The sequence below is a fragment of the Bosea sp. ANAM02 genome, from assembly GCF_011764485.1.
Classification (GTDB): domain Bacteria; phylum Pseudomonadota; class Alphaproteobacteria; order Rhizobiales; family Beijerinckiaceae; genus Allobosea.
Genome location: NZ_AP022849.1, coordinates 538809 through 556616, shown reverse-complemented (window position 1 = coordinate 556616; position 17808 = coordinate 538809). Strand labels below are relative to the sequence as shown.

Annotated in this window: 22 protein-coding genes; 11 read left to right on the top strand and 11 right to left on the bottom strand. The window is 62.3% G+C overall.

Going from position 1 to position 17808, the window contains the following annotated elements; translation table 11 throughout:
- The first annotated feature begins 14 nt into the window (after nucleotides 1–14).
- On the top strand, nucleotides 15–1535 hold the full coding sequence (locus OCUBac02_RS26510) for a hypothetical protein (RefSeq protein WP_173050875.1): 1521 nt from the start codon (nucleotides 15–17) through the stop codon (nucleotides 1533–1535).
- Between the two features lie 22 nt (nucleotides 1536–1557).
- On the opposite strand, the gene OCUBac02_RS26505 is transcribed toward OCUBac02_RS26510, so the two are convergent.
- From OCUBac02_RS26505 to OCUBac02_RS26495, 3 genes are read right to left on the bottom strand one after another with little or no spacing between them, the layout of a single operon-like run.
- A complete protein-coding gene (locus OCUBac02_RS26505; RefSeq protein ID WP_173050873.1) occupies nucleotides 1558–2019 on the bottom strand; it encodes a hypothetical protein in 462 nt (153 codons plus the stop codon).
- A 16-nt stretch (nucleotides 2020–2035) separates the two neighbouring features.
- Entirely contained in the window at nucleotides 2036–2371 is a 336-nt protein-coding gene (locus OCUBac02_RS26500) for a DUF2958 domain-containing protein (RefSeq protein ID WP_173050871.1), read from the bottom strand.
- A 14-nt stretch (nucleotides 2372–2385) separates the two neighbouring features.
- Nucleotides 2386–3090, bottom strand: a complete 705-nt coding sequence (locus OCUBac02_RS26495; RefSeq protein WP_173050869.1) for a hypothetical protein — start codon at nucleotides 3088–3090, stop codon at nucleotides 2386–2388.
- A gap of 48 nt (nucleotides 3091–3138) precedes the next feature.
- On the opposite strand from OCUBac02_RS26495, the gene OCUBac02_RS26490 reads away from it, so the two are divergent.
- From OCUBac02_RS26490 to OCUBac02_RS26470, 5 genes are read left to right on the top strand one after another with little or no spacing between them, the layout of a single operon-like run.
- A complete protein-coding gene (locus tag OCUBac02_RS26490; RefSeq protein ID WP_173050867.1) occupies nucleotides 3139–4053 on the top strand; it encodes an FHA domain-containing protein in 915 nt (304 codons plus the stop codon).
- A 52-nt stretch (nucleotides 4054–4105) separates the two neighbouring features.
- Nucleotides 4106–4639: a MerR family transcriptional regulator gene (locus OCUBac02_RS26485; protein ID WP_173050865.1), complete on the top strand. Its 534-nt coding sequence runs from the start codon at nucleotides 4106–4108 to the stop codon at nucleotides 4637–4639.
- Nucleotides 4639–4986 (top strand): hypothetical protein, encoded by a 348-nt coding sequence (locus OCUBac02_RS26480; RefSeq protein WP_173050863.1) that lies wholly within the window; start codon nucleotides 4639–4641, stop codon nucleotides 4984–4986. Before OCUBac02_RS26485 ends, OCUBac02_RS26480 begins: the two co-directional genes overlap by 1 nt.
- A complete protein-coding gene (locus OCUBac02_RS26475; protein ID WP_173050861.1) occupies nucleotides 4986–5273 on the top strand; it encodes a hypothetical protein in 288 nt (95 codons plus the stop codon). Before OCUBac02_RS26480 ends, OCUBac02_RS26475 begins: the two co-directional genes overlap by 1 nt.
- Nucleotides 5274–5290: 17 nt before the next feature.
- Nucleotides 5291–5986 (top strand): hypothetical protein, encoded by a 696-nt coding sequence (locus tag OCUBac02_RS26470; RefSeq protein ID WP_173050859.1) that lies wholly within the window; start codon nucleotides 5291–5293, stop codon nucleotides 5984–5986.
- A 1-nt stretch (nucleotide 5987) separates the two neighbouring features.
- Here OCUBac02_RS26470 and OCUBac02_RS26465 read toward each other — a convergent pair whose 3' ends face one another.
- A complete protein-coding gene (locus tag OCUBac02_RS26465; protein WP_173050857.1) occupies nucleotides 5988–6857 on the bottom strand; it encodes a hypothetical protein in 870 nt (289 codons plus the stop codon).
- Nucleotides 6858–6929: 72 nt separating this feature from the next.
- The gene (locus tag OCUBac02_RS26460; RefSeq protein WP_173050855.1) at nucleotides 6930–7547 is read right to left on the bottom strand and encodes a thymidine kinase; all 618 of its coding nucleotides are present in this window, start codon (nucleotides 7545–7547) and stop codon (nucleotides 6930–6932) included.
- Nucleotides 7548–7743: 196 nt separating this feature from the next.
- Here OCUBac02_RS26460 and OCUBac02_RS26455 point away from each other — a divergent pair, with 196 nt between their 5' ends.
- From OCUBac02_RS26455 to OCUBac02_RS26445, 3 genes are all read left to right on the top strand, one after another.
- On the top strand, nucleotides 7744–8586 hold the full coding sequence (locus OCUBac02_RS26455) for a nucleotidyl transferase AbiEii/AbiGii toxin family protein (protein WP_173050853.1): 843 nt from the start codon (nucleotides 7744–7746) through the stop codon (nucleotides 8584–8586).
- A complete protein-coding gene (locus OCUBac02_RS26450) occupies nucleotides 8583–9326 on the top strand; it encodes a hypothetical protein (protein WP_173050851.1) in 744 nt (247 codons plus the stop codon). The genes OCUBac02_RS26455 and OCUBac02_RS26450 overlap by 4 nt, the downstream gene beginning before the upstream one ends.
- A gap of 212 nt (nucleotides 9327–9538) precedes the next feature.
- Nucleotides 9539–10984 carry a hypothetical protein gene (locus OCUBac02_RS26445; protein ID WP_173050849.1) on the top strand — a complete coding sequence of 482 codons (1446 nt, stop codon included), beginning with the start codon at nucleotides 9539–9541 and terminating at the stop codon, nucleotides 10982–10984.
- A gap of 81 nt (nucleotides 10985–11065) precedes the next feature.
- Here OCUBac02_RS26445 and OCUBac02_RS26440 read toward each other — a convergent pair whose 3' ends face one another.
- Entirely contained in the window at nucleotides 11066–11287 is a 222-nt protein-coding gene (locus tag OCUBac02_RS26440) for a hypothetical protein (protein WP_173050847.1), read from the bottom strand.
- A gap of 93 nt (nucleotides 11288–11380) precedes the next feature.
- On the bottom strand, nucleotides 11381–12175 hold the full coding sequence (gene ku / locus OCUBac02_RS26435; RefSeq protein WP_173051182.1) for a non-homologous end joining protein Ku: 795 nt from the start codon (nucleotides 12173–12175) through the stop codon (nucleotides 11381–11383).
- Nucleotides 12176–12276: 101 nt separating this feature from the next.
- On the opposite strand from ku (OCUBac02_RS26435), the gene ku (OCUBac02_RS26430) reads away from it, so the two are divergent.
- On the top strand, nucleotides 12277–13122 hold the full coding sequence (gene ku, locus OCUBac02_RS26430) for a non-homologous end joining protein Ku (RefSeq protein WP_173050845.1): 846 nt from the start codon (nucleotides 12277–12279) through the stop codon (nucleotides 13120–13122).
- On the opposite strand, the gene OCUBac02_RS26425 is transcribed toward ku (OCUBac02_RS26430), so the two are convergent.
- Nucleotides 13119–13937, bottom strand: coding sequence for a metallophosphoesterase (locus tag OCUBac02_RS26425; protein ID WP_173050843.1), 819 nt, complete (start codon nucleotides 13935–13937; stop codon nucleotides 13119–13121). The two genes, ku (OCUBac02_RS26430) and OCUBac02_RS26425, sit on opposite strands and share 4 nt — an antisense overlap.
- 17 nt (nucleotides 13938–13954) lie before the next feature.
- Nucleotides 13955–15781: a PcfJ domain-containing protein gene (locus OCUBac02_RS26420; RefSeq protein ID WP_173050841.1), complete on the bottom strand. Its 1827-nt coding sequence runs from the start codon at nucleotides 15779–15781 to the stop codon at nucleotides 13955–13957.
- Between the two features lie 133 nt (nucleotides 15782–15914).
- On the opposite strand from OCUBac02_RS26420, the gene OCUBac02_RS26415 reads away from it, so the two are divergent.
- Nucleotides 15915–16310: an STY0301 family protein gene (locus OCUBac02_RS26415; RefSeq protein WP_173050839.1), complete on the top strand. Its 396-nt coding sequence runs from the start codon at nucleotides 15915–15917 to the stop codon at nucleotides 16308–16310.
- A gap of 5 nt (nucleotides 16311–16315) precedes the next feature.
- On the opposite strand, the gene OCUBac02_RS26410 is transcribed toward OCUBac02_RS26415, so the two are convergent.
- Nucleotides 16316–16915, bottom strand: a complete 600-nt coding sequence (locus OCUBac02_RS26410) for a hypothetical protein (RefSeq protein WP_173050837.1) — start codon at nucleotides 16913–16915, stop codon at nucleotides 16316–16318.
- Nucleotides 16916–17055: 140 nt separating this feature from the next.
- Nucleotides 17056–17718, bottom strand: coding sequence for a PilZ domain-containing protein (locus tag OCUBac02_RS26405; protein WP_173050835.1), 663 nt, complete (start codon nucleotides 17716–17718; stop codon nucleotides 17056–17058).
- Nucleotides 17719–17808 lie beyond the last annotated feature (90 nt).

Genomic DNA, 17808 nt, shown 5'->3' with positions numbered 1-17808 from the left:
GCTGGGCTGCGGCGATGTCGACCTTCAGTCGGTCCAAGCACGTCAGGACGAACCGCTACGGCACGACTTTCCAGGTCAGGGAGCACCATGTCCGCCGGGATGAATGGTCCCTTGGCCAGCCGGGTGAAGCGAGGGCGTTCAAGGCCGATGGCGCTGGTTCCGGAAGCCTTCTTGTCCCGAATGCTCACTGCCCGGTCTGTGGCGGACTGGTTTGGTATTTCGAAAGCGTCGAAGGCGGTCGCGTCTTCTTCGATACGGTCTGGCCGGACTGGGAGAAGCATCCCTGCACCGACAATGGAGCGCGGGTGGTTCGAGCGGCTCCGGCCACGTCCGCCGAACCTCTGGCGCTTCCAGAAGTCGAGATTTATCCCCGCGCGGCGGGAACGATCCTCGGCTTGAGGCATACTGACGGCTCTGTCGACTGGGTGAAATCGAAGCTCCCCGCCGGCGAACGCTTCTTCCCCGTCGCCAGCTTGCGCCGCAACGCCGCGGGCGAGATCAATCGCATCTCGCTCCAGTCGGCGGATCTCGTGCCCTACGAGTTGCCGGCAACCCGGTCGGAAGCACCCGGCGCCATCACGCAGGGGGACCGGGTTGCCTATGCCGAAGCCCTCCAGAAGGACCTGATCGCCTGCGCCAGGAAGATGACGGCACTGGAGGGGAAGGTTCTGGTCAGGCACGACGCGCTGGGGCCCTTTATAGCGGGTCATGTCGGCGCTTCGCGTGTCGCCATCATCCCGCTGCTGGTCGATCATTACCGGGCGGAGGTTGAAGCCATCCCCGGCGCAGAGGATCCAAGCGAGGCCGCCTCGCAGTTCATGAAGGACGCGGCCCTCGCTGCTCACCGAGCGCTGGCTCAAAAGATCATCGTCGAAGGCGAGCACGGCGCGAACCAGGTGATATTCGTGACTGAACGATCGCTGATCGAGGTGGAAGAATTCAGCGCATACGCGCCCGGTCAGCTCGACCAGTTTGGCATCGACACTTGGTGGTATGGGAGCGCGACAGAAGCCCGGAGGGCGAAGATCGGAAAGGTTCTGGTGGAGGACCTGTCGGGCGCGGCCGAGTTGGCTTTGTCCGAGATTCCGGCGACGGTCGGGATGCTTGTCGAAGCGGAAGAGCAGTGGGTTCAGCGCGCTTGGGCCATGAGCGAGGCCGGCCAGATGACCCAAATTCTCGAAATGGCTCAGCGCATCGGTTATCGAGAGCTTCTGCAGAAGCTGATTGGGCTTATGCGAACTCGTGGTTGGATCATCGACTTCGCTTACCGAGGCAATGAAGCCGGACAGATGCATATCGGGTCTGATCGGAGGTCGCTGCAGTTCGACGCCAATTTCAGTACGCCAGACAGCGCCGGGTCGACGAGGTTGATGTTCCACATGTCGAGTAAGGCGAATGGCCTCGTATTTTTGGAGGATCCAGAAGACGACGATGCCGTCGCGACGGGACGTCTCTTCACCGTTCGGAACAGTGGTGATGCCGGCCGATTACCGGACCACCTCGCACGCCGGCGGACACGCAAGCGGCGAAGCTAGAAGTACCTGCTTGGGGTGCTCCCTATCTTGGAGCACGGACGCCTTGGCCGGAAGCCGAATGATCTCGAACCGAAGGGTGGTCGGCAACCTTCTTTTTCGGCCATTCATCCATCTTCGCCGCCTGCTGGCGGGCTAGATCGCAGATGCCCGGGTTCGCGCCGGCGGCCGCGGCCAGGTCCGCCCAGGCGCGAACGGCATCGCCTCCAACCATGTCCTGACCACGGATCAGGAATACAGGCTCGTCCGCGGGAATCAGGCGCATCGTGCCGTTGGTCGTAACCGGAACGCGGTCCCTGTATGCGGCGTCGCTCGTAGGATCGGCGATGCCCAGAACCGCTCGCGCCAGGCTGCGCGCCTTGTGGCCAGCATCGCTAACGAACACCATAGACATGACGAGCTCGGCAAGGCGCAGGGCCGCATCCTCGTCTCGGATGGTATGGTCACCATCCACGGCTCCGGCGCCGCGAAGCGGGGCGGTATGCATTGTCGTACTCCTGTTGTCAGGGCTTCGGCGGTGCCGTCGGGTTCCAATATTCGCTGACCGTGCCCTTGGGCTTGAAGTAAAGGTCGCGCTCCACGCGCAGGCCTCCTGGGCCCTCAAGGCGCGCGATCTCGCGAAGGTCGAAATTGCCGAGCTCGATCTCCCCGTTGAAGTCCGCCACTCCGAAGGCAACTTGCGGGTCACGCGGGCTGAGCTCGGAAATGAACCAAGTGATGTTCGTCCAAGGGGCGAACAGCTTCACCAGAGGCTCGGGGTCGATGGCGACGCCTGCGGCAGCCTGTCTCCCGTTCTCTAGAAGGATGTTCTTGAGGTCGTCGGGAATGAGATCGGTCATCGGAGGCTCCTGCGTCACATCCGAGGCGCGTGCGGAGCGAAATCGGAATAGCGGCGGTTCACCCAGAGATCGAGCAGCTGCTCCTGGGTCGGCGGGGAGTTGATGATGCCCGCGACGTCATCACCGAACACGCTGTAGAAGTTGCGGTAGCTCAGAACGGTGCGCTTGGCCGCCGCCATCCAGGCATCGTCCTTGTCGAGACGATCGCGGTGGCGCACGCCGGCGGTGGAGCGTCCGCCCTGGATCAAGTCGTCGATCGTCTCGCTGACGACCCGGCGTTCGCCGTCCTTCGCGTAGATCGCGCGCCAATCGTCGTCGAAGAGGGTGTTGTTGATGAAGAAGAGCGTTTCGGACAGCCCGTGGAATGTCAGGGGATCCAGAACCGCGCACCGCGAGAGGTTCGCGCCGTACCAGGCAACTGGCGCGAAAACGTCGCGCAGGTCGGGAGCCTTGAAAAGAAACATGGAAAGCGCCGTGGCCTTGATGTCCCAGTAGTCCTCGCCAACGCGATCCTGCGACGGAACGATGCCGTCCAGCGTCGCGAGCACAGCGCCGCGATGGGGGATCTCGCCATGGACTTCGGGCCGATCGCTCGGGAGAGCATAGGTACCGTTTTGCCGGATGAAGGCAGCCAGCTGGGCGAGGGTCTCCAGGTAAATATCCTTGTGATTCACGTTCCGATCCACCGCGGATTTGTTCGATGCGCTTCCATGGATCATGAATCGATTCCACAATCCTTCGTAGCTTGATACTCCCGGATCGCGCGTTTGAGCACTCCCGAGCAGTTCTTTTTGGTGGATGCCGGCACCATGCCTCGCTGGTGCGTGCTCGCGCGCACGGAGGAAGGCGTCTTATGGATCGACATGAAGGCTCGTCGGACGCCTTTCGAGGACGGGAAGCCGCTGGCCCACGTCGACGCGCACAACATCACCGAAGCCATGACGCTCGTGCCCGATGCTGTTGTCGAACTCGAACGGGAGTTCGCTTTCCGCTTCCTGCTCAAGCCGTTCTCAGATCAAGGGTGGATCTCGCCCGCCGGCCGGTTCTGGGGGTGCGACTACTATGCCCATGACGACATCGCCCACGCACTCATTCGGAAGACCGCGCCGCAGCTGGAATACGAAGGCTGGGCCCGGGTTCACTCCGACAGCTTCAGGATGCTCGACTCGATCCGCGGCGTGACCCGTGCGCAGGAGCGGACCTTGATTGCTCTGGGGTTCGAGGATCCTGAGCCAGGCGCTCGGAGAGCCCGGGGATTCCAGGTCGACAGCAGCGGTTCGATGCCCTCCTACGCGGTGAAGCCCCCGGAGCATCTCCTGCTTCTTCCGCCGGCGGAAGCGAAGAAGCCGTCGGCTCCTCGTGAACGCGTCTCTCTGAAAGGGGTGATCGATCGCCTGCGCTCCGATGATGACATCAGCGCGCTGATTGAACTGGGCTATGAGGAGCACCGCGCTCTTGGGAAGGGAACCTGGCGGTGGCTGATCCAGCTCGGGGATATCGCCTTCGGCAGCGAAGAGAAGGCGTCGAACCTTCTGAAGGCGCCTGGACTGGCTCTGCGTGCGACATCATTCGATACGATCGAGATCGACGGCTGGCCGCGGGCGGAACTCTCGATTGACAGCTCCGCGAAGTCGATAGTCGCGAAGGAGATGGCTGCGCGGGGTTCATGTCGCAAACCGTGAGAGTTGACACGGTTTTCGCTTTGCGGCATAAACCGTGAGAGTTCTCACGGTGATGACGATGCCAGACTTCGACCGGGCCTTTTCGACAGAATTCACGCCTGCTGAGGCAGCCGAGGCCACCGGTGTCAGTGTCGATCTGCAACGGGATTGGCGGCGACGCGATCTTCTGAAGCCGCAGCGCGGTTCCGGTCACACGCGGTTCCGTCTGCCCGATCTCTGCCGGCTCTACGCGATGAAGGTCTTCTCGGACATCGGGGTCGGTCCTCGCCGCTCGAATTCCTTCGAGCCCGAAGGTTGCGACATCATGAGCCCCGCCGGTGCCACGATCATGGCAGTGCCAATGATGCTCCACTTCGCGGCACTCTCCCTCCGGCTGGCTGAAACGGATCACGACATGGATTTCCGCTTCGTGGTCATCGAGGAGCAGGCGATGGGGCGCACGGCAAGTTTGGCGTCCTACGAGAAGGCTCGAAGGAAACGCAAGTCGGCTAGCCCGCTGCTGCTGGTGTTCGACACCAAGTTGGCGGCCGAGGCGCTGCTGAAAAACCTGCCGCGTTCTCCGATCTCGTTGAAGGAGGCTTCGTAATGAAGGGGGTCGTGATCAGGCTCACAGCGCGCGAGGCCGAGCTCGTTTGGAAGAACGCGGACGGCTGGATCGACGCAGGCGCCTGCGCGGATGGTTTGCGACCGGACGAGGCCGCTGCCCTCAGTCGACTGAACGATCAGATCAGCGCTCAGATCTTCCTGAACAAGGGGAAAAAGAAGTCGAAGGCCGAGCCGGTGGAGGATCAGAGTGTCCATCTTCGCAATCGGCTGGAGAAGGCCCTCGCGAACAACACCATGTGGGATCTCCACGGCGACATGCTGACGGACATCCTGGACGAAGTGATGAAGGTCCTTGAGACCGAAAACAGTGATGTGGAGGTAGCGTGATGGCTCTGGATTTCGACAAGATGATCGGCGAGGCGAAGCTGGCGAGGCAGTCGTACGGCATTGCGATGGCGCAGGGGCGCTTCGGTGGTCCCGCCGGGATCTGGCTGGAGTGCACCAGCTGCGATGATTCGCAAGTTATCGTGGGGTCGAACAGCGATGCTTGGGCGGCGGTGCCGACCAAGCGCGCGGCCGAGGTGTTTCGCAACGCGGGCTGGACTGGTGAAGGTCCGTCGATCAAGAAGGCGCGTTGCCCGAAGTGCTCGGCCGGGCTCGCCGCGGCCGCTTGAGCACACGGGGGTCAGCCGTGGATCTCGCGACCTTCTACCGGGGTATTGCCGTCTCCCCTGATCGGCTCGAACCGGTGCTATCGGCGATCAAGGATCGCGGGCTCGGCGTAGAGAAACTCGGGTTTTGGGCACCGGATCTATATCGCCTACCCGAGCCGCCCAGAGCACTGCTGCAGCAAATGCCGATTCCGAGGGGGCATCTCCAGATCGAAGCGCCAATTCCTGCGGTGTATGCCACTGCCGATAGAGACACAGCGCTCTATTACGCCCTGAAGCACAATCGGAACGCCAAGAGCGCCGCCTCGATCCTGATCAGCTTTCAAGCACCGCTCGATGACGTAATGGTGGATGGCAGGGACCTGCTCTACACCGCGGCATCGGCTGTTCCGCGTCCCGACCTTCGCGCGTTGCTCGTGAAGGTCTTCGGTGAAGCGTTGCTGCCTTATCTCGACGCGGCCTGGGCCACTTCGGATGGCTTGCAGCGGATCACCATAATCGACCTTGCGGTTCATGACCCTAAGGTCATCCGTTCCCATTACGCCAACCGCGTCCTGTTTCGCGCGCGCAACGGAATTCCGTTCCGGTCGGCCTTTGTCGTGCCTACACCCATTCCCAAGAGTCGCATCCTTTTCGCCCGCGAGGTCGATGGAGAACCAGCCTCAGAGGAAGCTGTCGACGCACTGGAGATGATCGAGATGCGCGTCGGTCGGTAGCTCACGGAGCCAGTGCGGCGCTCACTTCAACCCCGCGCCGATGAAGTGTCTCCAGCACGATCGCTGCTCGGCGCGTCACGGGCAATAGGCCATCGTAGCGGTCTAGGTCGGTGCCCTTCGCTTTCTCCTCAAGGCCGAGATCCCTGACCCACACGACGGTCGCCTCGATGAGATCGGTGACCTCAGTCAACGTGCCGCGACCTGAACGATGCGCGTCGAGTGCGGCCATCCGGAACCCGTCCAAGAAAAGGAGATCGGTCACCAGTTCATCGAGGGATTTATCGCCGACCGCCTTTGCGAGACCCCAACCATTGATCGCCCTCGTCATGGGGCCGTCGAAGTCGGAGCAAAGACGGGTGATCATGTCAGCGGATGGCACCAGCATGTCATCGGGGCGCTCGTCCGGTAACAAGGGGCGCAGGCGGCAGCCGGAGCGGCCGAGGTGGTCCTTGCTGGTCCAGGCGTCGGCATCGCTGCTCCAGTACATCTGCTCGCCGTCGTCGAGGATATAGGTCTCCTCGAAATCGAGGATGGTGTCCGTGACGCTAGGGGCCGTGGCGATGATCTCGCGAGCAACAGCACTGCGGTCGGCGGATCCCGGATTGACCACGAAATCACCGACCTGGAACCGCCCGCCAAGCGGTGGCCAGGTGCGGATGTCGTCGATGATGTTTCGATTGGAATCGGTCATCAGGTGGGTGTCGGGATGGCGGGCTGCAAAAGCGACGACCATCGCCTTCCAGTCGGGAAGATGCTGACGCTGCCAGCGCAGATAGTCGTGGCGAAGCAGGGTGTCGCCGCTCGGGTAATGGGTGAACCTGCGTCCGCCCAGGTCGATCTCGATATGTGGGAGGTTGGGATCGATCTTCATCGGAGCCTCGTTTTTTCGAGGACGACTGCACCACCAGATGGTGCAAGCGGCAAATGCAGCTGGCTGTCTGGTTCAGGCGGCCGAGGATTGCCCGAACAACCCTGCCCTGAGGATCGGGCCGATATCGCCGGCGTTCCAGTGCGGCCGGCACACCGAAACATAGCGGTCGTCCCCGCCGACCTCGACGACGTTTCCGCTTTTGATGGCCTGGCCTACGGAGTCGTAGCGAAGGATTTGCGTGGCACGCTGGCCGCAATGGCAGCGGCGCGCGATCTCCACGAGTCGGTCGGCCTTCGCCAGCAGGAACGCGATCGTGTCGCTGAACAGATGGCCGAAAACATTGTTCTTCAGCCCGTAGGCAAGGACCTCGATACCGAGTTCATCCGAGATGCGGATCATTTGCTCCGCGTGATCGACGCTCAGGAATTGGACCTCGTCGATGAAAATGGCCGCGATCGGGGCAGCTTCCGCAGCGCCCGCGACCAGGTCGAAGAGGTCGTCAGCGGTCGCAACCGGATGCGCTGACCTGCTGATGCCCATGCGCGATGCAATGCGGCCAACGCCGGCGCGGTCGTCGATCGCGCTCGTGAAAAGGAGAACGCGGGCGCCACCCTCCTCGAACTCGTGGGCGGCCTGCAGCAGGCGGGCGGATTTGCCGGCTCCCATGACCGAATAGTTGAGCGTCAGCATTTCGCAGGCCTTCCGATTCCTCGTTCCGAGGATCGATGGCGCGGACGAATGGCGCAACGCCGGTTCCTTTTCCTCAACGGCTTTTTGTGGGTTTCACGCCGTTACCGCACCCTAAAGGGCCGGCCAGATCACCGGCATCGCGAAAGATATGAGTTAAACACGGATTTGGTGCTTATCTAATATCAATGAGGATGCTATGCTGAAGGACGAGATTGAGATCCGAGAGCAGGCCAGGCGCCTCAATCTGGGTGTCGAGCATGTCGTTCGAGATGTGATCCAGGCAAGGTTGATTGGGGCGATCTTCGCTGCTTCCGCGGGCGAGCTGGTTCTGAAGGGAGGATTGGCCATGCGAACCTTTCACCGCTCTCATCGCTTGACCAAGGATATGGATCTGCAATGCGATCCAGAGGTGTCTCAGGCGCGCGTTGCTAGCATTATCCGGAAGGCGCTGGGCCAGGCCTTGGACACTGGGTTCCTCAAGCAGGTTTCCATCACGGCTCCCAAGCAGACCGATACCGTGCAGAGATTCAAGATTGCCGGGATCGTCGGATCATCACACATCAACATGACGGTTGAAGTCTCCCGCCGCGGGCTCCCGCCTCCGGAAGAGCTCGTAACGACCAAGGTCGTGGATTTGGCCGGCCAAGCCCGCTCGGTCTACAGCTATTCAGCATCCGCGATCGCGGCCAGCAAGGTTGTCGCGCTTGCCGCTCCGAATCGTTTGGCGGCGCGCGATCTCTATGATCTCGATCTCCTGATCACGATGGAGGTGAACCCGCCGATCGCGCTGCTTGCCCGTATGGGCAAGAAGGGGATCGAGGAGGCCATCGCAAACCTCTGGGACAAGCTTGAGCTGCTGACCTGGGACCACGCTGTCGAGACGCTGCGCGAGTTCCTGCCACGCCCGGAGGCGGCCCGCCTCACCGAGAGCTCGTGGGAAGAGCGCCGTCTACGCACGGGCGAGACGGTGGAGCGCTGGCTCCGGGAGGCCATGCAGATGATCGAGGAGCGCGAGCTCCAGCCGGCGATGAGTATGTGACCGTGGCAGAGCAACATTTGATCCTCAGGGTCGCGGGGGACCTCCTTCGGAGCAGCGAGGCACACCGTGTCCTCGACCGCGAGGGGGTGACGGCGCTCTATGACGAAGCGGTGCGTATCTCGGGCGGCGAGGGCTCAATCCCCTCCAACCAGACGACCACGCGCTTTGCGGATCGATTGATCGCATCCGGCCTTCTGTCCCGAGTGCAGCGCGACCTCTATGCCAATCGTGCGGTCGAGCCGGCGGTACAGCCGAATGAGCTGACCCCGAAGCTTCGCGACGGTGCCGTGGTCGGTCTCTATACGGTTCTTGGTGAGATCGGAATCGCGCATAATCCCTCGCGCGTGGTGACAGCCCTCATGCCTGCTTCGTCGCGCTCCATTGGATTGAAGCGCCGCGTCGAGACGCCTGTTGGTGACTTCCGGTTCATCGGGATCAGCGAGGAAATATTCTTCGCGGGCAGCGAGGCTGACAGGCTGGATCCGATCTTCAGCTATCCGCGAGCGACACCCGAACGTGCACTCTGCGACTGGATCTATCTCGCCATCCAGCGAGGCCCAGGGAAGATCGCGTCTCCTCCCCTCGATCTGGCGGCCGAGGAGCTCGACCAGGACCGCGTGGGACGACTCGCCGATGCAATGGGCGTGCGCGGGTATGTCGAAGCCTGGATGGCGCAGCGTGCGATCTTCCTCGAGGACGAGGAGGCTGAGGAGAAGTTCAGCCAGAAGCTTGGGTTCTGACCTGCACACCAGGTTAACCACGCTGTGGGCGGATCCTTGCGTGCCACTTGCCTTATCAAGAATCGTGTGCTCAATTCATCGCCGGGTTCTGAGATAACCCAGCGCGCCTGCCATAGGCGGAGCCTTTTTCAAGGCATTCTCTGATCTAGACGATCAATTACGACCCCACCCCTTCGGTGGTCGAGCAGGCCGACCATGACCCGGAGGTTGGCATGACCCACCATTTTCATAATACCGTGCGTCCGAAGCTTGTCGCTAAGGCGCTGCAGCAGCAGTTCGACCAGGTCGGGCTGAAGAAGATCCGAGCGCAATGCCTGGAGACCACGGCGCACGTCTACGGGCACGCTTCGTGGAAAGCGCTCGTCGCCGATATCGGGCGAGCCGAGCCGAGCAAGGATGACCACGAAGTGGAGCCGGCCGTTCGGGCCGAACGTCGTGATGTGGCCATCAAGGCACTCATGGCGAGCGGAGCAAGCCGTCCGGTAGCGGAGAAGATCACCGACGAACTCGCCTTCACCGCTCGTGCTGCGATCGCGGAGACGCTCCCAGTAGATGCGATCCTCAAGCCGCTGGCAGGTTTGCCCTGCTTCAGGGAGAGGACGGGAACTCGCGCCAAGGCGGTCCTCGCGACGGTCAGGGACCTCATCAAGGAGCAGATCTCGCTTGCGGATCTCGCCAGCATGCTGCTTGGCAGCGCGACGGCGTTGATGGACCCGGAGCGTAACGTTGATCACCTTCGCATGCGGAGCTGGGACAACGTGGGCAAGGTCTGGCGGAAGCGGATGAAGCGCGTCGTGGAGGGCATCCCGAGCTTTGTGCAGGCAAAGCCCGGACGAGCGGATGTCGCTGCAGCCTTCGGGCTGGAGTGGAACCGCTTGCTGGATCCCGATGTCGATCTCAGAGCGACCGTGGAGGGCCTGGTCGAAGCCGGCCGCGCGGGCGGCACGATGGCGGATCTGATCCAGGTGCTTGACCTCTTCGGCTCGCAGCGGATCGCCCGTCGGGGTGTGACCTGGGCTCCTGCGCTGGGTAGCGATCTCGTCCATGTCGGCCAGATCAATCTCGTCGGATCGAGCCGCTCGCATTTGGGCCGCCTGACGGCGAACCGCGTCACGCAAACGGCACTGGTCAATCTGTTCTGCTTGGGTGACGACATCGCCGATCACTTCATGACCGGCGTTGCGGGCTTGATCGGAAGGACGACCCTAGTCCGGGTTCTTGATCGAGGCGCTGAGGAGAACGAGAGCGACGTCGCCATCTTGGTGTCGTTGACGACGGATGACGGCCCCATCCAAGGCAACGAGCAGTTCGTCGACGTCAACGGCGTCCATGACGCGGCGAGCCTTCCTGCCTACCTCGGTATTCGCGCTGATCAGCTGGAGCTTAAGCGCATCGAAGCGGGATCGCTTGATGATGCGGACGAGGATTTCGAGCCTGCCGAGTTCCTCGAAGCGCTGGCGGCCTGCCTGCCCTGGATTTCGGATCATCCGGATTTCGTCCGGCGGATTGACGAGGACGCGGCGGCCGATTGCCTCGATCGCCTCGTCGATTGCTACGGCATTGTCAGCGGAAGCTACCTCATGAAAGACGGGGTAGAAGATGTCGCCGCAGAGATCCTCGCCGAGGCAAGCCCGAAGCAGGCTCCGCGCCTGAACTAGTCGAACGAAGGGGCGCCAGGGTACCCTGCCCAGGCGCCCCTTTCTCTTTTGAGCTGCGAGGGTAAACGCGCGCCTCGTCGTTCAGGGCTGCGGAGCGTCGATCTGCTCGTAGTCGCTCTCGTCCGGGAGATAGACGTCCCGAAGCTTGTTCTCGTCGTCGGAATAAAACGAGGCCTTCTCCGGATCGTTGTAGAAGCTGGGAGCGAGAGCAATCGCGTGAGCCTCCTCGATCGAATCTGCCTCTACCTCCACAACAGCCGAGACCGTGGTTGGTGCAGTGATCGTGAACCGGAACTTGCTCATCGGGATCTCCATTGGATGCGGAGACGCTAGTCGGCCGGCGTGCAAGGAAGAAGCGATCACGAGACAAGCGACACGGGAATCAGGCGAGCCGCGCTAGTGTTTCCGTTGCCTCTGAGCCCCCTCCTCCTTGAGTGACTCCCGAAGCGCGTCGAAGAGGTTGATGACGGTTGCAGGTTTCGCTCCCGGAGCCGATTTCCGGATGCTGCCGCGCTTTCGATCGATGATCTTGAGCAAGTGCGTCTGGACCGGATCCTCCATGAGTTTCTCGCTCCATGGCTCCGTCTTCTGAGCCACCAGTTGGTCGGCGAGTTTCATCAGATCCGGATCCGGCTTCGCGTCGCCGAGCTCGCCGAAATAGATGCCAGGCCGACGGACCTCGTTCCCGAAGCGAAGGGTCCAAGCCATGATGCCTTTGCCGTGCGGAACGAGCATCACCGCGCGCTCCCGGCGGTTCAGCACCACGCGCGAGATCCCGACGGTGTCGGTCGCTACCATGCCCTCCCGAATGACGGCATAGGCCTCCTCGCCGACGGGATCGTCAGGCGTGAGGAAGTAGCCGGAATCCAGGTAGCTCCATCCGATAGAATCCTTGGGTGCAAACATATCGATGTCGATGGACCGGGCGCTCTCCAGGCCGACGGCCGCGAGCTCTTCGTCCTCGAAGATGACGAACCGGCCCTCCTCGACCTCATAGCCTTTGACGACGTCTTCCTCGTCGTTGACAGGCTTCAGGCTGACGGAATCGATATAGCGGCTGACTACGCGCTGCCCGGTCGAGCGCGCCAGCGTGTGGAAGCGGACCTTTTCGGTGTCGGTGGTGGCGGGGCTTAGCGCCACCGGGCACGTCACCAACGAGAGCTTCAGATAGCCTCTCCAATACGCCGCCATGACACTCACCACGCGCACACCACTCACGCCGACTCAATTTCCGGGAACGCCAACGGTTCCCGGGCGTTTGAGTCCCGGTTGCGTTTATGGAGTTGCGTACGATGGCGGCAGCCCCGAGAGCCCAGTGGCGCGGCAGCTTGATTCTGGGAGCCTTGTCAGTGCCCGTGGCGCTGTACACCGCTGCCAGCACTAGCGAACGCACAAGTTTTAACATGGTGAACAGGGCCACGGGCAATCGCCTCCGCCGGGAATTGATCGATCCAACCACTGACCAGCCCGTCGCCAAAGAAGATCAGGTCAAGGGCTACGAGCTCGACAAGGACCAGTTCGTCCTGATCGAGGAAGAAGATTTCGCGGGAGCGCTGCCGGAAGCGGATAAGAAGCTCGCGATCGGGCAGTTTGTCGACTGCAAGGAGGTCGATCCCGCTTTTCTCGACAAGCCTTACTATGTGACCCCGTCCGGACCTGGAGCTGAGGCGTCTTACGCCGTTTTGCGCGAGGCAATGCGCAACCGCGGCGTCGCGGCGATCGCGCACGCGGTGCTGTTCCGTCGCTACCGCGCGGTGCTCCTGCGCGCCAGCGGTCCAGGGATTATCGCGCACACCATGAACTTCGACTACCAGGTTAGGTCCTCGGCCGCCGCGTTCAATGATCTCCCCGAGATCGAGATCAAAGGGGAGATGTTGGATCTCGCCAAGCACATCATCGGCTCAAAGCGCGGCACTTTTGACATCGAAGGGTTCACGGACCGCTACGAGGAGAAGGTGGCCGAGCTCGTACGCGCAAAGATCGAGGGTCGGGAGATCCACGTCCCCAAGCCCGCGCAGCCGACGAATGTCGTCAACCTGCTGGACGCCCTGAGAGCGAGCGCCGGTGCGTTAGCGAAACAGGACAAGGCCGCCAAGAGGGAGCCCCGAAAGGCAGCACCTACGCGGAAGGCGGGCTAACCGGCTGTGGACAGCACCAGTTCGCAGTCGTTGCCGACGATGCGAGCCATGCGGATGACGCCCGTCTGATAGGAGCCACCGTCGAGATTGAGCCTGCATCTGCGCACCTGCTTCTCGATCGAGATGAGATCTGCATTCGGTTTCGTGTGTCCGTGAACGATGAAGTAGCCGTGATGCCCCTTGCCCTCGGATGGGACGAAGTCAAGGAAGGGCTCGCGGACCCAGGCCCAGTGCCGATCCTCTTTGAAGTCGGCGGGATCGATTGCCCAATGCGCGGCAAGGAAGCCGTCGAGCGGCATGTAGGGTGAAAGCCCCGCGTGAACGGCGAGCACTTGGCCCGATCGGAAATGTGACGCAAGCCGCTCAAGGTGACCCACTCGTTCCGGGCCCAGCCCACGAGACAGGGTGAGATCGGTATCTTCGGGATGCAGCGTCAGCATCTCGTTCATCACCGCGCGGCCGCCATTGCGAGCCCACACCCTCAGGGCGTTGGCCGGAGCAGGATCGTTTCCTCCGATCAGCGCGATCTTAAGCAGCTGCTCATGGTTGCCCATGAGGTGGACCTCGTCGTCGGCTCCGATACGATCCTTGGCGCCGATGATGAGGTCGAGCGCGCGCAACGAAGCGGGGCCGCGATCAATGACATCGCCCACGCTGATGAAGACCCGCCGGCGTCCCGCGACCTTCGGTGTTGAGGCGGCATGATGGAGGAGCTCTTCGAGCTGATCGGCGCAGCCATGCACGTCGCCGATGAGGATCAGCTCGTGCTCCTCGGCGCATGCAAAGGGAAGGCGTAGGTCGGCAGTCTGGATCATGGCGATATCCCGGCAACTCAGGCCGCGGCTTGCATCTGGAGCGTAGACTGGTTGAGGAGCCACGCCGCGAAATCGTCGAGCGACATGGAGCGAAAGTCGCGGGAGAGCAGCGGCCGCCACAGGGCCCAGGCGACCTCACGCTGCGTCCGGTCCATACGAGGAACCCAAACGTGATCATGCCCTGCCTCCCAGGCGCCGGGAGTCGCCGGTACAGCCATGGCCAGGCGGGAAGCGCAGCCCATGACCTGTCCGGAGTTGACAGCGTCCATGTAGCGGGCGAGCGCAGTTTCGGCCGCTTCGCTCGGGGCCAGGTTTTCGAAGGACGCGTGCTGGATAACGGCCAGGTCCCCGCCGGCATTGACCCCGAGCTCGACGGTGGAGACCCGCATCCCCTTCGCCCCGTCGTCCTGCTCCCGAATCGAGAGGATAGCGCATTCGTATCTGGCACAGCGCTCGTCATAGCTCGCGACGCAGTGCGAGAGGCCCCGAAAGCCGTCAGCATCCTTGTCGGGGCTGCCTTCATCGACCAGCTCTCTCGAAGAGCCTAGACACGTGATTGCGAGGCCCGTTTTCTTGCAGACATAGTCGCCAAACAGGCGATCCCAGGCGAGCGCGGGCTCACACTTCGGGTTCGCCAGCGAAATTGCCTCATGCCAGCGTTCGCTCTGCCGGATCATTCCCGCGATGTTGAGATCGCGATAGATCAGCTTGCTGGACAGGGACTCAAGAACCGAATTTACCTGCGATGTCGCTAAGCCCGGAGGAGTATGAGCGATCGCGGGAATGAGGACGCTATTGAAAAAATGGTCGGCCGGGTCGAAGAACCAAGGGGCATCGACCCGATCCAGCCGCCGGCCGAACTCCGACCTCATCAGGTCGAGCGAGCCGGCCCAATCCCGGTCCAGCCCGTTCAGCAGAGTCTGGTAGGACCGACCTGCGATCGCGGTGTTCGCGGCTACCCAGAGATTGCTCAGCTTCTCGCAGGCACGGACGCTCGCGCGATCGATCGGGATCTTGTTTGGGGGGATATGCGGCAGCATCAGCTGGAAGCTCGATGCGTCCCGCTCAATACCCCAGTCTGCGCGGCGAAGAGCCCTAAGATGGCCCTGCGTAACCTTGCACCGCCCGGATTGAGTGTTCAGCTGATGGATGGTCGCGTTCAGCGAATGCAGTATCGAGACGCCGTCGTCGATCGCCTTCCTGCAATCTTCGGCGCCGAATGCCCAGACGGACGGCATCAGCATGGGGAATGTCCGAGCGAAATCCCGGCGGCGCGCTCCTGCTCCGGATTGCTCCGCCAGCCAGGAATAGATGCGCTTGTCGGGCTCCCCGAGGCGCTCCATGATCGCCAGACTCTCGGGGTCGAAGCGCCGCCGATATCGATCGAGACCCGCGCTATCGAGCTTGAGCAGAAGCTCGTCGCACTTGGCCTGCGCTTCCTTCTCAGACTCGTAGCGATCCGGGTCGAACCCTGGCGGCACAGAAATCATGCCGCCCCGAACGAGACCGCTGCGGCGGAACGCTGGCCGCCGATAGGTAATTGTCGTGACCTCGCGCTGGATGTCGATGAGAAGCAGATCCTCATCATATCCGACCTCCAGCTCGCCGTGGGCTTCGTAGAGGTTGGAGAGATCGGGCCGGCCGCCGACGAAAACGTATGAGAGCATCGGACGGTCATTGAGCTGCCACGCATGCGCGAGAACGATGCCGTCCAGCTTGGGCTCACCGAGGAGCGCGACACCGTCGAGCGTGATGACCCCATGACGAGTATCGTCGAAATCGAACCAGACTGCGGAAACGGGCAAACGCAGATACTCCTTCGTCGGTCCGAATTTTATGGTCATTCAAAGATCGTGAGCCAAGTCCTTGTTGGGTGCTCGTCCACGGCCTGGAATCGCTTGAGGCTGAGATGTATCGTCGCGGAGAAGCAGAGGAATCGAGGCACGAAGCATGGATAGGCGGGTGTTTGCAGCTGGATTGAGCCTCATCGCCGCCGGATCGGCGATCGCCGCCCCGCAATGTCCAGCAGAACTCACCACGAGGCAGGAGCTGTCGTCTGTTCATCAGGGCTGGAAAGAACAGCAGGTCATGTCGCCGCATCGGCACGCTCGGATCACCTTCTTCGATGGTCCGCCGGCTGAGCAGGCAAGCTTGGCTCCGGATGAGACCCGGAGCGTCAATGGCCGCGAGGTTTCTACCTGGCGGTTCGGCAGGTCATCGACGCGCGCGATCTGGATCGAGTGTGGCTACGCCGGGACATCGATCTCGCTCAGCCAAGAGCTGCCGGCCGAAACGAAAAGCTGCTCGATCACCTTTGATCCGAAGGTGCGCCTGTCGGGCCTTCCGCGGGTAGGAAAACTGGATTGCCGCTAGGGCGGCTACGGCCTCGGCCCGCTTTCCGGCACGGTCTCAAGCTCCACCATCCGTGCGCTGACGAACGCTGCATGTTGGGACACATCACCGTCTGGCAGGGCCTCCAGCGCGGTTCCTGCGAAATCACGCAGCGCGCGCGGTGCGAAATCAGTCAGCGGCCCGCGCAACTCGCTCGCTGGCGAATTCATCCGGCCGTCATAGGGCATCACCAGTCGTGCGAGGCGGGGCGGCACATGTCGAGGTGATCCGGGCACGAAGATGCGAAGGCGATCGAGATCGCTCTCAGGGCGCCGCTCAAGCTCGTCGGCGACCATCGCAAGGTACGGGCCCGACAAGGCCATCAGAACGATGCCGCCGCCCTCGAACAGCGCGTCCATAGGGCATGAGAAAGGGTTCGATCGGATGGCGCACCACCAGGCCGCTGGATCTCGCCTTCCATTGATACGGGTGAAGATGTCGTCTGCTCCCGCTGAGACGGTCAGGCTGTAGCTGGGGATGAGCTCTTCAGGCCTCACGAGGCCGAGGCCGGCTGAGATCACGAACGGTCGCGCGACGGTGCGGGCGTGACCGAAACCGCGCCCCTGATAAAGGTCGCTCGCAGGCATGCGCTCCACAGCGCAAGGAAGGTTGGCAAGCCAGGCGGCGGAAACCGACTCGATCGAGCCAGGGCGAAGCGATGCCGCCTGCAGAGGCCAGATTGGAGACATGGCCTTGCCGCTGGAGCAGGTGGTGGCAACTCGTACGGTCACGCTGCCGCCGCCACCTTGCGAAGGTCGATTTCCTCGTTGAAGAGGTCGAGCCCGAGAAGGTCGACGAGGTCGATGCCGACGCCGCCTTTGAACTGGCGAACGACGACGCCGCGGTGGTTGTCGCCCAGCTCGACCGGCGTTCCGTTGGGCAGCGTGACATCGGTTGCGATGCCGACGCCGGAGCGGGAAATGTCGATCACGCGAACCCGATACTGTCCCCAATCCACCGTCAGATCGGCCTCCCTGATCGTCGGAATGAGGCGTTCGTAGCGACGGCCATCTTGGAGCGTGGCGGTGTTTTGTCCGGCGAGCCACTTGACCGTCCTCTCCAGCTGCTTAAGCCGGTAGGCGCTGACCTGGAACTCGACGGCGAAGACGTGGGGAAGCAGGCGAACGACGCGCGCCGGCAGAACCCCCATGAAGGCAAGCTCAACCGAAAGCGACTCGCCGACTTGGGGGGTCACATGGCTCGCGAGGGCAGCGCCACTCGCTGAGAGGTTCACCGTCCGAACCGGCACGACGTCCCACGGCTCGCGGCGAACCGAGCCGGTCATCACGATCGGATAGCGCTTGTGACGACGGCTATCGAGCGTTGGGGGCAGCGGCTCGAACTGGGGGCCAGGGACGATCTTTAGCGGGGCTTTGAAAATGCGTGTCAACAAGCTCACCTTCAATCCCTTTCGCAAGGAATGAAATTATTGAGGCACAAGGAGTACAGCTCAATTCCTTACCGAGGTCCTTTCCGGCAA

Excerpts from the sequence above, each read along its gene's own strand:
- OCUBac02_RS26510 (WP_173050875.1), top strand. The coding sequence starts at position 15 with ATGTCGACCTTCAGTCGGTCCAAGCACGTCAGGACGAACCGCTACGGC.
- OCUBac02_RS26505 (WP_173050873.1), bottom strand. The coding sequence starts at position 2,019 with ATGCATACCGCCCCGCTTCGCGGCGCCGGAGCCGTGGATGGTGACCAT.
- OCUBac02_RS26500 (WP_173050871.1), bottom strand. The coding sequence starts at position 2,371 with ATGACCGATCTCATTCCCGACGACCTCAAGAACATCCTTCTAGAGAAC.
- OCUBac02_RS26495 (WP_173050869.1), bottom strand. The coding sequence starts at position 3,090 with ATGATCCATGGAAGCGCATCGAACAAATCCGCGGTGGATCGGAACGTG.
- OCUBac02_RS26485 (WP_173050865.1), top strand. The coding sequence starts at position 4,106 with ATGACGATGCCAGACTTCGACCGGGCCTTTTCGACAGAATTCACGCCT.
- OCUBac02_RS26480 (WP_173050863.1), top strand. The coding sequence starts at position 4,639 with ATGAAGGGGGTCGTGATCAGGCTCACAGCGCGCGAGGCCGAGCTCGTT.
- OCUBac02_RS26475 (WP_173050861.1), top strand. The coding sequence starts at position 4,986 with ATGGCTCTGGATTTCGACAAGATGATCGGCGAGGCGAAGCTGGCGAGG.
- OCUBac02_RS26465 (WP_173050857.1), bottom strand. The coding sequence starts at position 6,857 with ATGAAGATCGATCCCAACCTCCCACATATCGAGATCGACCTGGGCGGA.
- OCUBac02_RS26460 (WP_173050855.1), bottom strand. The coding sequence starts at position 7,547 with ATGCTGACGCTCAACTATTCGGTCATGGGAGCCGGCAAATCCGCCCGC.
- OCUBac02_RS26455 (WP_173050853.1), top strand. The coding sequence starts at position 7,744 with ATGCTGAAGGACGAGATTGAGATCCGAGAGCAGGCCAGGCGCCTCAAT.
- OCUBac02_RS26445 (WP_173050849.1), top strand. The coding sequence starts at position 9,539 with ATGACCCACCATTTTCATAATACCGTGCGTCCGAAGCTTGTCGCTAAG.
- OCUBac02_RS26440 (WP_173050847.1), bottom strand. The coding sequence starts at position 11,287 with ATGAGCAAGTTCCGGTTCACGATCACTGCACCAACCACGGTCTCGGCT.
- ku (WP_173051182.1), bottom strand. The coding sequence starts at position 12,175 with ATGGCGGCGTATTGGAGAGGCTATCTGAAGCTCTCGTTGGTGACGTGC.
- ku (WP_173050845.1), top strand. The coding sequence starts at position 12,277 with ATGGCGGCAGCCCCGAGAGCCCAGTGGCGCGGCAGCTTGATTCTGGGA.
- OCUBac02_RS26425 (WP_173050843.1), bottom strand. The coding sequence starts at position 13,937 with ATGATCCAGACTGCCGACCTACGCCTTCCCTTTGCATGCGCCGAGGAG.
- OCUBac02_RS26420 (WP_173050841.1), bottom strand. The coding sequence starts at position 15,781 with ATGACCATAAAATTCGGACCGACGAAGGAGTATCTGCGTTTGCCCGTT.
- OCUBac02_RS26410 (WP_173050837.1), bottom strand. The coding sequence starts at position 16,915 with ATGCCTGCGAGCGACCTTTATCAGGGGCGCGGTTTCGGTCACGCCCGC.